Genomic DNA, 14485 nt, shown 5'->3' with positions numbered 1-14485 from the left:
GCTGCGGCGGCCCCGGGGCGCATTCCGGAGCTGCCGGTTCACACTGTGCGGTCTCTGTTCAGCCTCTGTGCAGCCTGAGGGGCCGCTGTTCAGTCCAGTCGTCGTGCCGCGCCCAGCAGGCCTGCTTCCGCGTCCGTCGGCTGAGTCAGCGAGTACTGCCGGTCCCGCCGGGTGCACCACAAGGTGACACCGTCGCTCAGCGTGGACAGCGTGTCGACGTCCTGCTGGGGGAGCTGCATGACGCGCCCGATCTGCCGTGCCTCGTCCGGGGATACGCGCTGAATACCGACCAGGTCGGAATTGCGCAGCAACCGCGGTGCGACGGGGCTCAGATACGGCAGCAGCGTCAGTACGGACTGCCATGCGGACGACGCGACACGTCCCCGCGGCGGCTGCATACCGCAGTCCCGCACCACGAGCACGGGGCTGCCGACCGTCGGGCCCAACGGCGGTACGCGCCCCACGTCGTACAGCGAGATGCATTCCTGTCCGGCGCCCGCAGCCTGCGCGAGGTTCGTCCACGTGTGTGCGCGGCCCGTCTCGACCGCCACGCGCGCGCCGGTCCCCGCAGCGCGCAGCGACAGCACCTGTGCCGTCCACAGGCCACCGACCAGCACCACGTCGTACGGCACCGGGTGGTGGAGGCCCACCATCTGCGGGCGGCCCTCGGCGTCGTTGCCGACCACCACACCGTCGTCACCGACGGGCAGAGACAGTGCGCCGAGGTGGTCGACGGGCAGCGAGTGACCCGCACGGCGCGGTCCTCGCAGACCCTGCATCAGGCTCATCCCGTTCGCCATCAGCGGACCCCTCCCAGGGGCAGCGTCGCGAGAGTGCCGGGCACCTGCTCGCGGTCGAGTCGTACGAGGCCGACCTTCGCCGACCGGGAAGCGCGCTCCACATGCCGCCGTGCGTTGTCCAGTTCGGCATCCGAACCGCCCGTGACCCGCACATGGCCGTGGACCGAGACCGCCTTGCGGCGGGCGCCACGGCCCACCGTGAGACTGAACGTCGTGGTCAGCGCGGGCACCGACGTCAGGCGCGACACCAGCCGCGGCAGCGGCGTCGCCGCACGGCCCAGCTCGGGCCAGCGACCGACCGCGTACGTGGTGTGCCAGCGGTCGTCGCACCGCCACGCGCGCGATGTCTCCTGCGTACGCCGCGCGGGCGGCGCGTCCGGCTGACTGGCGCGCGCCGTCGCCAGAGGGTTCACACAGGCGGAGGTGGCCACCGCGGAGATGAGCTCCTCCTCGTTGAGCACAGTCGCACGAAAACCCGCACCGGTGATCCGGCTGGCCAACTGGTCGGCCGCGCGCACCAGACAGCGCTGCGCGCCCTCCAGCCCGCCGCCGCGCGCCTTGACCGCCTCCTGGCAGAGCTCGGGGTCGAGCTTCAACGCCACCCATGTCAGCCGCAGCGCCGGCGAACCCGTCTGCTCCTGCAGGGGCGCGTAACTGCGGCGAGCCACCGACTGTTCGGGGAGGTGAGTGGCGGGAGCCGGTTGCACATGCTGCACCAGCTGCACCGACTCCAGGACGATGCCGTCGACTTCGAGTGCTTCCCGCAGCAGCTCCAGCGGCAGCGCACGGGCGCCGAACGCGGGACGCAGCACACCGCCGCCCGCTTCGACGCGCACCACAGCGGTGAGGAAACTGCCGTCACCGAGCATCCCGATGGTGCGCCGGTCACGGTCCAGGAAGGCGTACGGACGGAGGCCCGGCACACACTCGGCGGCCGGTGCGAGGCTGGCGTCCACCTGCTCGGCGAGCGGCTGCGCGGCCAGCCGCCTGCGGGCCCGGAGCGCCAGAACGGTCGACAGCCAGTCGCGGATCGACCGCTGGTGCCGCCGCATCACCGCGAACAGCACCAGGACGACGGCGACCACCATCGCCGGGACCAGCAACAGTTTGTCCACCGCGGCGGCGACGATCAGGACGGCCAGCGCCAGCTCGATCAGTACAAGCTGTTGCAACTGGAACGGTCCGAGCCGTGTGGTCAGTGATTCGGTACGCAGAACGGTCGCCGCGGGAGTGCGCGGCTGTGCGGCAGCCACAGCCGTACGATCGGAACCGCCCGCCCGCCGGCCCTGCGAACGGGCAGCAGAACCCCGGGCGCGAGTGGCAGTTCCCATCCCCGTTAAGCCCCCTCATGTCCGAATTCACCCCAGAGGTCCAGGGTGTTGACCGGGCGATCACCCTACCGGAGCGGCGGAAGGGGATCGTCAACCGGCATAGTAGGGGTCCGGTCCGCCGGCCGGCACCACATACGGTGTCAGCCTGTGCGCCAGGGAACGGGACTGCGGGGAGAGGCACTTCACTCATGGCATCACGGCGGGACGAGCTCAACGCCTACACCTTCGCGAAGAAGCGACTGGTGGCGCAGTTCCTGCAGCCGTCCCCCTCGGGGACGGAAGAAGGGGCCCCGCGGCCGCTGCGCGCCGTCGTACCCGGTGTGATCATCGGTGCCGTCATCATGGCCGGGTTCGGCGCCTGGGGCATGTTCCAGCCCGCGGCGCCGCCCGAATGGGACAAGCCCGAACAGCAGGTGCTCGTCGGCAGCAAGTCCACGACCCGCTACGTGGTGTTGAAGACCGACGGCAAGGAACAGCTGCACCCCGTTCTCAACTACGCCTCCGCACGGCTCCTGCTCGACCCGAAGAGCGGCGGGAAGGTCACCAAGATCGACGAGAAGGTGCTGGACAGCGGCAAGCTGCCGCACGGCGCCACACTCGGCATCCCCTACGCCCCCGACAGACTGCCCGACCCCGGCGAGGCGGGCGCACAGAAGCGCTGGGCGGTGTGCGAGCGGCCGAGCCAGGGCGGCAGGTCGTCACAGAAGGCCGCCTTCGTGTTCGGCGAGCGCGACATGAAGCGCGTCGAGGGCAAGTACCGGCTCAAGGGCGGAGAACTCGCCTACGTACAGGGGACGGACAACAGCCGGTACGTCGTGGACAAGACGGGCACGAAGTACCCCCTGGCCGAGAACCTGAAGCTCGCCCGTTCGATCGCCGGCGACAGGAAGCCCCAGTCGGTCTCGACGCAGTGGCTGAACACCCTGCACACCGGAGGGGAGATCACCTTCCCGGAGGTGACCGGCACGGGCACCACCTCGAAAGTACCGGGCTCCGCAGGCGGTGAATCCCTGAAGGTGGGGACCGTACTCAGCGCCCACTCCGGCAGCGGAACACAGCAGTACGTCGTGACACAGAACGCCGTCATGCCGGTCACCGACTTCATGGCCAAACTGCTGCTGGACCGGCCGGAGGCGGTCAAGCTGGGACAGGCCGGTAAAGCGAAGCCTGTCACTCTGTCGGCGATCGACCCGGCGCAGCAGTACTTCGGCGACAACAGTCGGCGCTGGCCGCACGAGACTGCGCGCGTCCAGAACTCCGCCGCACCGGACAGCGGCCGCAACACGTCCTGCAATGTGCTCCGTCACGTGAACGGCAAGGGCGGGACGACGCTGAGCACATGGGTCGGCAAGAGCTTCCCCGCGCCTCTGCCGGCCGGTTCGTCCAGTGCGTACGTCACGCCCGGCTCCGGACAGCTGTTCCGCCAGTTCCAGGGCACCAACACGAAGTCCGGCGGCGTCTATCTGGCGACCGACAACGGCCTGCGGTACGCGATGCAGTCCAACGACGACAGCGCCTCCGGCAAGCAGTCGGGCATCGGTGCCGACGGTGACAAGAAGTCCCCACAGGAACAGATGCAGGACGGCAAGCAAGCGCAGATGCGGCTCGGGTACGAGAAGGTCGCGCCGACTGCAGTCCCGTACAACTGGGCGCAGTACCTGCCGACCGGCCCCCGGCTGTCGGCCGGGGACGCCAAGCAGCCGCAGGGTTCCTGAGTTCCGGGGGAGGACCTCACCATGTTCCGCCGCTTCACCAGTCGTACGAGTGTCCGCAGAGGACTGGCGCTCACCGCGGCGACAGTGCTGTCAGCCACCGGACTGACCTTCGTGTCCGCGCCGCCCGCCGCCGCTGAGGGCACCGGACAGTGCACGTTTCCGTCGAAGCCGTACAAGGGCCGCCCCTGGTCCCTGCAGCGCGTGATGCTCGATCAGCTGTGGGAACAGAGCAAGGGGGCGAAGGCGAACGGCCAGAGCATCAAGGTCGCCGTCATCGACACCGGCGTGGATGTGAAGAACCCTCAGCTGAAGGGCGCCGTCGAGGCCGGCAAGGGCAAGAACTTCCTGCCGAAGAAGCCCAAGAAGGACAAGTACGGGCAGGCCGCCCCACGCGGCAAGGAGAACGCGACCTCGGACTCCGTGGGACACGGCACCAAGGTCGCGGGCATCATCGCCGCCCGGCCGAGCAGCACGACGGGCTTCGTCGGACTCGCTCCCGAGTCGACCATCATTCCGATCGCCCAGAACGACGCGAGCGGCAGCGGCACCGCCGCGACTCTCGCGAACTCCATCAACTACGCGGTCAAGGCCGGCGCGGACGTCATCAACATCTCGCAGGACACGGCGCAGGCGCTCGAGAAGAACTCCGCACTCGAAGTGGCTGTCCAGAACGCCATCGACGGGAATGTGGTCGTGGTCGCCTCGTCCGGCAACGACGGACTGGGCGGCAAGGTGAAACAGACCTTCCCCGCCTCGTACCCCGGTGTCCTGGCGGTCGCCGCCTCGGACCGCAACAACGAACGGGCACCCTTCTCACAGTCCGGCGACTTCGTCGGCATCGCGGCACCCGGCGTCGACATGGTGTCGACCGTGCCCAAGGGCGGTCACTGCCCCGACAACGGCACCAGCTTCTCGGCGCCTTACGTCGCCGGCGTCGCAGCACTCGTACGAGCCAAGCACCCGGACTGGCGACAGGATCAGGTCGTCGCACAGCTGCAGCAGACTGCCGAACGGTCCATGGCGGGCAAGGACAGCCGTGTCGGATGGGGCGTCGTCGACCCGCTTCGCGCGTTGACGGAGGACGAGAAGCCGATCGACAAGCCACACGCCGACGTGGGCCTGCCGCACGCGAAAGCCCCGTCCCCGGCAAAACTGACGCTCGGCGAGACGGAACAGGAACGCAACGAACGCATCGGCACGTACGCGGTCGTGGGCGGCGGAACGCTGGCAGCGATGATCGGCGGCGGCGCACTCGTGTACCGGGACTGGCGACGCCGCACAGGGCGTGGCGTTTCGGCGGAATGAGCGATTCCGGTACAGAGGCGCAATCGGCACAGGATCCTCACAACTGAGGCCCGAACAAGGACACTCCGGACCCTTCGTACGCCGTCCGGAATGCCGTGGACGCGGAAGCCACCCTGCCGCCGACAGGCTGGTTCCTGTCTGTTGCGCACCGGGCCTTGACAACGAGTCGTGCCGCTCCCTTTCCAGGCGTGGCGCGTGACAGGGCAAGTCGCCTGCGTCACTACGCGGTTGGTGCTGTCGTACCCAGTGGCTAGAGTGTCACTAGTCGTCATAGGCATCACGAAGGACCGAGATGCCAGCAGCGGGCGGATGTGAAACGGGCGGAGGATGCGGTCGTGGGCAACGGGGGGTCTAAAGACCTGAAGCGGGGAGCAGAGGCGCTCAAGACTTTCAAGAAGCGTGTGGACGGGGTTCTGCAGGACCTCGAGGATTCCAAGGCTTCACGCTCGAAGGTTTCCGAGCAGCGCGTCTCCCGCGCTTCTTTCGGGGGATCAGGCGGTTTTGCCGAGGCGGACGGGCTCTACACCCAGTACAACCGCGTCCACAAAGAGCTCACCCAGCTCTCGCAGACGCTCAAGGACCAGATCGAGGCCATGCAGATCGCGGTGCACGGCGCGGACGTGGGCTTCGACAATCTTGAGGACGATGTGAAGCGGCGGTTCTGGGAGATCCAGGGGCGGACGAAGGACCGCGAACTGGCCGCGGAAGAGGAAAAGGCGGGCACGCCGAAGCACACCGCCACCGACAAGAAGGTCGTCCGCTAGCCGGGGGGAGGGGCAACAGCGATGGGCAACGGACAACAGGGTCAGCAGCAGGGCCAACAGGGGAACGGCGGCGACAAGCCGGAGCGTCCTGACCAGCCGAATGTCGGTCAGCAGCTGGTCTACACCGACCTGCGGCGGGTGTTCCAGAGCGGCGCCATGCCCTTCTTCGGCAGTGGTGACGCCAACCTCGGCAAGACGAACTTCGACGCCCGAAAGCTCAACGAGCTGCGCGACCTCGTCGATCAGGCCAAACCGCACGAGCTGTCGCACGCGGGCGACGACCTGTGGGACGCGGCCACGGCGATACGGCGCGCGGCGAGCGAGCTCGACGGCAACATCGAACGCGTCGACTGGGAGGGCGAGTCGGGGGACGCCTTCCGCAACTGGGGCAAGAACCTCGTCAAGGACACGCGCCACCTCGCCACGTACTCGGAGGACGCGGCCACCCAGATCAAAGCGGCGGGCGAGGGCCTGTCCATGGTCAAGGGAGGCATGCCGGAGCGAGACACGCGCGTGGATCAGCGGACGCCGGATGAATTCCCGCAATCGGATCGCCATGACGGCAACAAGGACTACGTCGAAGCGCGCAAGGTAGAGAAGAACCGCCAAGAGGCCATCAACCAGATGAACCGGTTGGGGTCGTACTACCAGGTGTCGCACGAGAACATGTCGCGCTCCGAGCCGCCGACATTCAAGGCGATGCCGGATGTCGGGATGCCGCCGGCGCCGCCGACGGCCCCGAGGGAAACCGGTGACGGGGGCAGTGGCGGAGGCGATGCCAATGCTGTCGTGCCGCCGACTGGTGGCGGGACAGATCAGACACCTGCCGCGCCTGACAGAGGGACTCAGGGATCGCCGAACATTCCGGACGGCCGCGTGAGCACAGGCCTCGACAGCGTCGCGCCTCCGATCGCGCCTGCAGACCCAAGTACGCACACTCCGTCTCCCGCTCAGTCCAACCCGTCGGGAGGCGCGCAGCCGAACGTTCCTGGGGTGATCAACCCGCTTGCACCCCAGGGCGGCAAGGGACCCAGCGGCACGGCAGGCACACCCCGCACGGCAGGAACCCAGCCGCGAGGACCTGTTGGTCGTGCGGGTGGCACTGGCCAGATGCCCGGCAGCACAGGGCGCCCCGGCGCGACAGGCCCCATGGGCCGCCCGACGGGTCCTGGGCAGAGCCCCGGCATCGCCGGTCGTCCGTCAGGTACGGGCCAGACGCCTGGAATCACCGGACGTCCCACGGGGCCTGGCCAGGCGCCGGGGGCGACAGGACGTCCTTCCGGTGCGATGGGTCAGTCGCCTGGCATGGCGGGCCGCCCGACAGGACCGGGGACCAGTCCCGGGCAGAACCCGGTTCGTGCAACGGGGCCGACGGGCTCGCCCCGTACTGCTGGCCGCGCGGACGGTGTCGTCGGTGGAACCCCCAACCGGGGGACTACGCAGGCGAGTCCCCCGCGTATCCCGCGGGGGACTGTGGTGGGAACGGAACAGAAGACTCCTGGTCGTACGCCGACTGCCGGCCTCGGACCCCGGAGCGGGGTCATCGGCACGGACGCGGGGGCACCGAACAACGCCGCTCGTCGTCCGGCTGCGGCTGGGCCTGGCGGTGTGGTCGGCACTCCTCGGCCCGACAGCGCGGGTCAGCAGCGCTCAGGCCGTGCATTCACGGCTGGAGGGGCAGGCTTGGTACGCGGTACGCAGCCTGCGGGACAGGATGATGAACGCGAAAGCGGTCAACGTCCTGACTACTTGACCGAAGAAGAAGAGACATGGACGCGGGGGCGGTCTCGCACCGTTCCTCCAGTAATCGAGTAGCCCCAGGTGAGTACAGCGATGACGGCAGCGATCAGCCGAGGCGAAAAGAAGACGTCCCCGCGCCGGGGGCGGCGAAGAGCGCTTTCCGCTCTTGCCGCCGCAGGCGCTTGGACGGTGGTCCTCACCGGGGCGGCCCCGGGCGCCCTCGCCGCAGATGTCCAGCAAGAGCAGTGGTACCTGGATGCCATGCAGATGGACAAGGTATGGCAGAAGGGCACGGGCAAGGGCGTAAAGGTCGCTGTGATCGACTCCGGCGTGAACTCGTCGACACCCTCGTTGGGCGGCCAAGTACTCCCCGGCAAGGACTTTTCTGGGGCTTCGGGTGACGTCAATGACGATCCGCTTGGCCACGGCACAACCATGGCTGAGCTTATCTCTGGGACCGGGAAAGGCGGGGGTCTGAAGGGTCTGGCCCCAGGCTCCAAAGTCATCCCCTTCAAGATTGGCCTTAAGGGCGTCGGCGATCCCAAGAAGGGTGACAGCGCCGAGGACGCTATTCGGGAAGCGGCCGATAGCGATGCGAAGATCATCAATATGTCCTTCGGCTCGCAATACTCGACACCCGCCCTTGAATCAGCCGTCGATTATGCCGAGAAGAAGGGAAAGTTGCTCCTCGCCAGCGCAGGGAACGATGCCAAGGGAGCCAACCTTCACAGTTTCCCGGCGCGATACAGCCCGGTCGTCGGCGTGGGCTCCACGAATGAGGCCGGTGATGTGTCGGATTACTCCTCCTATGGAGCCCAAGTTGACCTCGCCGCGCCTGGAAGCGACGTGCCGAAATACTGCGGCAAGGGGCAAAAGCGCTATTGCGGCGGTGACGGCGGTACCAGTGCTGCGACCGCAGTTGCTTCTGGATCTGCCGCGCTGATCTGGTCCAAGCACCCTGACTGGACGGCCAACCAGGTGTTGCGCGTCATGTTCGACACGGCTGGCCGCGCGGCAAAGAACGACAACACCAGCAAGTACATCGGCCGCGGCGAAGTCCGCCCCCGCATGAACTTGGTCGAGGGCCAGGGCAAGCCCGGTGACGCAACATTGAGCCCGCTCACCAATAAGCGGGTCGAGCCCGTGAAGGACTCCAAGTCCTCCGCCCCGTCGGGTTCTTCACAGTCCGGTGCGGATTCGGAAAAGAACAATGCGGCGGGCAAGGCCCAGCTGGCAGACTCCAAGTCCCAGGACAACAACAAGCTTTGGGTCATCACGGGGGGCGTGGTCGCGGCAATCGTCGTGATCGGCGCAGGTGCCTTCGCCCTCGTCCGGCTCCGCCGGAACTGAAGCCAGACAGCCCAACGCCCCTCAAAGGGGCGGGAACTCACAACAACGAGGGAGAGAACAGTGGCAGGTCAGCAGAGGCTTTCAGACGAAAAACTCAAGCAACTTGAGGATCACCTGAAGCACAAGTTCCAGTCCATCCGGAGCCAGGTCGACAAGCTCAACGGCGTGATCGACAGCGTCGAGGGGGGCTGGAAGGGCATCGGCGCCGGCGCCTTCAACCAGAAGCAGCGCCAGATCAACGATGACCTCCACGCGCTGGGGCGGATCCTCTCGGGGTTCACGGACTCCATCCACGACACGCGCACGTTGTCAGGAAACACGGAAGATGACGTCGCGCAGCGCATGAACAGGCTGGAGGCTGGTGGCGGTCTGGCGTCGGGCGGTGGGCCGGACACCCAGCAGGGGTCGGTGGCGAATGCGTATGGCTCAAAGCTGAGCCAGATGTGATTCCTGGGGTGCTTCCTCAGATCTCTCACGCGAATAAGCGACGAACGAGGAGCTCACATGAGTGAGATGAAGGTAACTTACGCTGCCCTCCAGTCGGCGGCGGATGACATTCAGACGCAGGCCAAGGCACTCCGCGCTGACCTGGAAGAGATCCAGCAAGCGGTCAAGAGCGTTTCGGAGGTCTGGGAGGGTGAGGCGAAGCAGACTTACGACCAGGCGCAGCACACCTGGGACCAGAAGGCCGACCACATGCAGAACCTGCTGATGAACATCGCGGCAGAGATCCGCGTGGCCAGCGGAGACTACTCGGCCACGGACAAGAAGGCCGCAGGCATGTTCTGAGTGCGCCGCGAAGGCAAGCATAGAGGTGGGCGTGCGCGGGAGGCGCCCACCTCTGTGTGTTGTGGCGCTGCCAGCAGTTGCCATTGCCATTCGCGTGGGGTAACGCGTTCTGAACGGGCCGCTGATGACATGGAGATGATCCCTCTCGCTCCGCGAGAGGCGCTGGAGAAGATATGCAGACTCTGGACAAGGGGGATCCAAGATTTCTGGGTCCATACCGGACCATCGGACGGTTGGATGATCCGTTCCGAGGTTTCCCCTCTCCAGAGCAGCGGTTTCTCGCACGTGCGACCTCAAGTGGACACACGGCACTTGTGACTGTCCCGCAGTCGGAGCTTGCTGCCGATTCAGCCTTCGTGACCCGCTTCCTTGCGGAAGCAGCGCAGGCGCACCGTCTGGCAGGCGGAGCCGGGGCTCGGACGGCGTGGATCGCGCCCGTCACCGAACTCGCTGCTGAAGAACGCGAACCGTGGTACGCGACCGCCTACGTGCCGGCCTTGTCGTTGCCGGAGGCATTGGCCGCGCATGGGGGTCCGCTGCCTTCGCGCACCGTACGTGCGCTAGGTGCAGCCTTGGCTGAATCGGTCGGCTGTCTGCACACAGCCGGATTCGCCCACGCAGGCATCAGTCCCATGACGGTGCTCCTCACAGGCGACGGGCCGCGGTTGACTGGCTTCGGTGCAGTGCGCGCGGCCGGCTCAGACGGGCAGGACCGGTCCGAAGCGCCGGGAATCCTCCCGGAGAGTGTTGCTCCAGAACAGTTGCTGGGCGGCCGGCCGCGGCCACTCGGTGACATCTATGCGCTGGGTGTGGTGATGGCGTATGCGGCAACCGGGTATTTGACCCCGGAACGCAGTGAACTCCCCGGGGACTTGCGTGACGTTGTCTTGGCATGCCTGGCCCGGGACCCTGCCTTGCGCCCTCAACTCCCGGCGCTTCTCCTTCAGTTGACTGAAGGTAGTACGGGGCACGCCAATTCTCCCTCGTCGCGTTCGGAGTCAGCTCCGTACAGTGGACCATGGCCGACCCAGGTGGACAGTGCTGCGAGCGTGGCACAGAGCCTGCTGAGTCCAGGATGGCTCCCGGGACGCGTCATTGCCGCGATCGCGAAACAGGCAGCAGAGACATTGGCAGCGGAAGCTGACGTCAGTGAGATGCGTGAGCCTGCTGACGAGTACCTCCGTCCACCTGGCTTCGATGGTCCAGTGGCGGACGGAAAGAATCCGTCGGAGTCCGGACTCCAGCCGTCAGAGACGCGAACAGTACCGGCGGACAAGGCTACTTCGCGTCGGCTTCTCGTCGGCGGTGTGGCCTTCGGAGGTTTGGGAGCAGCACTGGGCTTCGGCGGCGTCAAGGTAGCCGGAATCGGTGAGGAGACTCCGAAGCCCGAATACGCAACCATGCGTGGAGTAGCGCCCCGTCCCCGATGGTCCTTTGCGATCCAGTCGGACGATTCTTCCTACGCCCCTTATATCTGGCGGGACAGGATCGCCGTTGTACGTGAGAACACAGGGACTGTCGGCCTGGACATGCGAACCGGAAGGAAGCTCTGGACGGCGAATGATGTCTCGCTCAAGTCCATGGCTGATGCAGGTGATGGGGTCCTCGCCGTCGAGAGCGGCGCCGGGCCCTTGAACTTCCTCTCGGCGAGAACCGGTCAGGTGAAGTGGCGCGAGTCGAAGTACGACAAAGTATCGACCGAAGTGCAACAGATCCTGGGCGCGCAAGGCGGAGCCCTGTGGTTGCTCTTGACCCACGAGGATGACGACTTCGTTGCGGCCTACGACCCGCGCGGGCGGAAGGAGCTTTGGCGGACGAAGCTACCTCGGACTGGATGGTCAGGAGGCGTGCAGAAGGAGCTCGGCAGTCCAGAGGCTCGAATGCTTCGCCAGGGTGATCATGCGATCCTGGCCCAGTCAGCAGACGGCTGGTTGGGCGGCACCGGTACTCAAGGGCCGGATTCCGCACGGCAGTTCGTCGCGCTCCGCATCAAGGACGGCAAGGAACTCTGGGCGAAGAAGCTCCCTGGGATCTCGATGGATTCCGACTTCGTACGTCTCCCCGGGGGCAACGTAGTGGCCACTGTCGGAGACTCGCTCCGTGCTGTTGACGTGCCGAGTGGACATGAGCGCTGGAAGCTCAAAGTCCACGGGAAGGCCCAAGGGTTCGGTGTCCCCGCAGTGCATGGCGCCACGGCCTACGCGGCTGATGGGCTGTCGACAGTCACGGCCGTCGACGCGGGCAGCGGAAAGGTCAAATGGCGTAGCGATCCCGGCCTGTTGTTGCAGGAAACTTTGGGAGCGCACACCTACGTTTCGCCGTCTGGAAGGACGATTGCCGTTGTCAACGCGTTCGAGGTCGTCGCGCTCGACGCCACGAACGGGAAGCCACTGTGGCGCTTCTCCGATGTGGACGGTTCCACAGGACGAGCCCTCGAGCCTTTCACGCGCCTGGTGTCTTTCGGCGATGGAGTGATGACCGTTCTGTCGAAGAACAGGCTGTACGCCCTGCCGGTGGCGTAGAGCCTCGCCGAATCGACTCGACAGCTTGTCAGTAGGCTTCGCCCAGTACGCAGACGACTGCCCAGGAACGAGGGGGAACATGGGACTGCCGCAAGCAGTCGGTCCGTACCGCATCATCGCGTCCCTGGGCGACGAAGCCGCATCTGCGAGCGTTGAGCACTACCTCGCGATGGACACCAGAGGACCCGCCCGTACGCTGATGCTCTCCGTACCGTCCGGAGCACTGGCAGCAGACGCAAGCTTCTGCATCCGCTTCCGCGCGGAAGGTGAGAAGTCCCGGCGACTTCCCGGCGTGGCAGCGCCCCCTGTTCTGGATGTCTCGCCGCCCCATGCCGTACCCGCCTGGGTCGCATTGCACTACGTGCCTGCCGTTCCGCTGCGGGCGGCAGTCACGGCGAACGGCGGCTCCCTGCCGGCGGAGACCGTGTGCGTATTGGGCAGCTTCCTGGCTGATGTGCTGGCGGGAGCTCACGCAAGTGGGCTCGTGCACTCAGGGGTTCTCCCCGCCAACGTAGTGCTCGCCGCAGACGCTCCGCGTCTCCTCGGGTTCGGGTCCGGTCGGATCACGTCGGGACAGGAATCAGGACAGGAATGGCGACAGTCCGCAATGCCGCAGCGTGGCAGTGCAATTGGTGACGGTGGCCTGCAACAGGGGCAGACACCTGCCGACGACATTCAGTCCCTCGGACATCTGCTCGCCTTTGCCGCCACAGAAACGGAGCACCCTACAGCCGGTGGAGCCCACGACGTACTGCGAGGTGTCATCGATGCCTGCATCGCGTCGAATCCGGACCACCGGCCCCAAGCAGCCACTGTCGCGGCACAGTTGAGAACTGGGGGCATCCGGAACTGGCTGCCCCCTTCCGTGCTGCAGGCCATCGCCGAGCAGCAGTCGTGGACAAGCGCGCGTGAGGCGGAGCAGGCGGCGATCTCCGGCGAACCCGCCACTGATGTTCCGGCATCGCCCCGTGAGGCCGGCCCGTTGACCCGCCGCGCAGTGTTGGTGAGTGGCGCTGCCGGGTTGGCCGGCCTCTCGATCGGAGGCGCCGCGGCCTACGCCACATCGGGAGAAGATGAGCCGGCCTCACGCAAGCCTCGACGGGCCGACGTCCCCGGAACCGCTCCCCAGCCGAAATGGTGGCACGAGCTGCCGAGTTACCGGCGAGCGGAATTCAACCCGGCTCTGGTGTGGAGGAACAGAATCGTCATGTTCCCCACTCGGCACGGCGCGGTGGCACTGGATCTCCGCACGGGCAGTAAGCGCTGGTCCTTCGACAAGATGCCCGTGGTCGGCGCCATGCACGACCTGGGGAAGGGCCTCATCCTCATGCCGGGTAAGCCCTTCAGCGCAGTCGCTGCGGACACTGGTGAGGTGAAATGGACGGCAGAGGACTATCGCGTCGGCAGTGATCTCGAGTTCTTTTCACCTGTGGGTCTGGTGGACGGCAAGTTCCTGTTCATCGCCAAACGGGGCGGATCTGGCGCGGACCGCTATGAGTTGGTGGCCTACGACATCGCCACGGGACAGCACCGGTGGAGAAGATCAGTGGACGAGCCGGGCGACGGTCAGCCGATCATCAGCCGCAAGACTGTGATCCTCCCCGGTAAGGGAGGAACGTACTCCGCTTTCGACGCCTCGCGTGACGGGAAGCGCCTGTGGTCCCGGAAATACCCGGGGATGAACGGCAGTCAAGAGACGCCGCTGGCCCCGGCTGGAGACCTTCTCGTGGGAACGGTGGGCAAGGAACTCCGGGCGTTCCGCCCGCAGAGCAGTGCGCCGGCATGGAAGGTGTCTGCGGACGCCGATACGTTCGGGGCAGCTGTGTCGCGCTCCAGCACTGTTTTCGCAACGGACAGTGGTGCCGTCACGTATGCGCTGAGTGGCAAGGACGGGGCCACGAAGTGGAAGGTTCAGAGCACCTACCAGACAACGACGTACTACGCCCTTCCACCCACAGCGCTGAGCACGTCCGGCCGCACAGTCCTCGCCTGTAATGCCGCCGCAGTGGATGCCTACGAAGCAGAGAGCGGCCGACCGCTCTGGCATTTCACGCCTGTCAGCGATCCGAAACGCAAGGGATACGCGGGCATGGTCGTGGGGCAGGCCAAGGGCCTGGCGTTGGTACAGAACAACGAATACGTCTACGCCCTCCCGGTGGACTGAACATC

Annotated in this window: 11 protein-coding genes; 9 read left to right on the top strand and 2 right to left on the bottom strand. The window is 66.5% G+C overall.

Annotation, left to right across the window (positions count from 1 at the left end; translation table 11 throughout):
• Window positions 1–89: 89 nt before the first annotated feature.
• Window positions 90–800: a hypothetical protein gene (locus tag AC3AGO_RS11015; protein WP_487819977.1), complete on the bottom strand. Its 711-nt coding sequence runs from the start codon at window positions 798–800 to the stop codon at window positions 90–92.
• Complete coding sequence (eccE, locus tag AC3AGO_RS11010; protein ID WP_487819976.1) at window positions 800–2131, bottom strand: type VII secretion protein EccE; 1332 nt, start codon at window positions 2129–2131, stop codon at window positions 800–802. Before eccE ends, AC3AGO_RS11015 begins: the two co-directional genes overlap by 1 nt.
• A 188-nt stretch (window positions 2132–2319) precedes the next feature.
• Between eccE and eccB the strand changes: the two genes are divergently transcribed.
• The 9 genes from eccB (at window position 2320) to AC3AGO_RS10965 (ending at window position 14480) form a co-directional block, all read left to right on the top strand.
• Complete coding sequence (eccB, locus tag AC3AGO_RS11005) at window positions 2320–3846, top strand: type VII secretion protein EccB (protein WP_487819975.1); 1527 nt, start codon at window positions 2320–2322, stop codon at window positions 3844–3846.
• A 21-nt stretch (window positions 3847–3867) separates the two neighbouring features.
• Complete coding sequence (gene mycP / locus AC3AGO_RS11000; protein ID WP_487819974.1) at window positions 3868–5151, top strand: type VII secretion-associated serine protease mycosin; 1284 nt, start codon at window positions 3868–3870, stop codon at window positions 5149–5151.
• 311 nt (window positions 5152–5462) lie between these two features.
• The gene (locus tag AC3AGO_RS10995; protein WP_487819973.1) at window positions 5463–5915 is read left to right on the top strand and encodes a DUF2563 family protein; all 453 of its coding nucleotides are present in this window, start codon (window positions 5463–5465) and stop codon (window positions 5913–5915) included.
• 21 nt (window positions 5916–5936) lie between these two features.
• Entirely contained in the window at window positions 5937–7730 is a 1794-nt protein-coding gene (locus tag AC3AGO_RS10990; protein WP_487819972.1) for a WXG100 family type VII secretion target, read from the top strand.
• An 18-nt stretch (window positions 7731–7748) separates the two neighbouring features.
• Complete coding sequence (locus tag AC3AGO_RS10985; protein ID WP_487819971.1) at window positions 7749–9005, top strand: S8 family serine peptidase; 1257 nt, start codon at window positions 7749–7751, stop codon at window positions 9003–9005.
• A gap of 60 nt (window positions 9006–9065) precedes the next feature.
• Window positions 9066–9452, top strand: a complete 387-nt coding sequence (locus tag AC3AGO_RS10980) for a WXG100 family type VII secretion target (RefSeq protein ID WP_487819970.1) — start codon at window positions 9066–9068, stop codon at window positions 9450–9452.
• Between the two features lie 57 nt (window positions 9453–9509).
• Window positions 9510–9794 carry a WXG100 family type VII secretion target gene (locus AC3AGO_RS10975; protein WP_487819969.1) on the top strand — a complete coding sequence of 95 codons (285 nt, stop codon included), beginning with the start codon at window positions 9510–9512 and terminating at the stop codon, window positions 9792–9794.
• 1049 nt (window positions 9795–10843) lie between these two features.
• A complete protein-coding gene (locus AC3AGO_RS10970) occupies window positions 10844–12316 on the top strand; it encodes an outer membrane protein assembly factor BamB family protein (protein ID WP_487819968.1) in 1473 nt (490 codons plus the stop codon).
• A 79-nt stretch (window positions 12317–12395) separates the two neighbouring features.
• Window positions 12396–14480, top strand: coding sequence for an outer membrane protein assembly factor BamB family protein (locus AC3AGO_RS10965; protein WP_487819967.1), 2085 nt, complete (start codon window positions 12396–12398; stop codon window positions 14478–14480).
• Window positions 14481–14485 lie beyond the last annotated feature (5 nt).

The sequence above is a fragment of the Streptomyces sp. BL1 genome (assembly GCF_057628045.1).
This window is presented reverse-complemented; position numbering and strand designations above follow the sequence as displayed.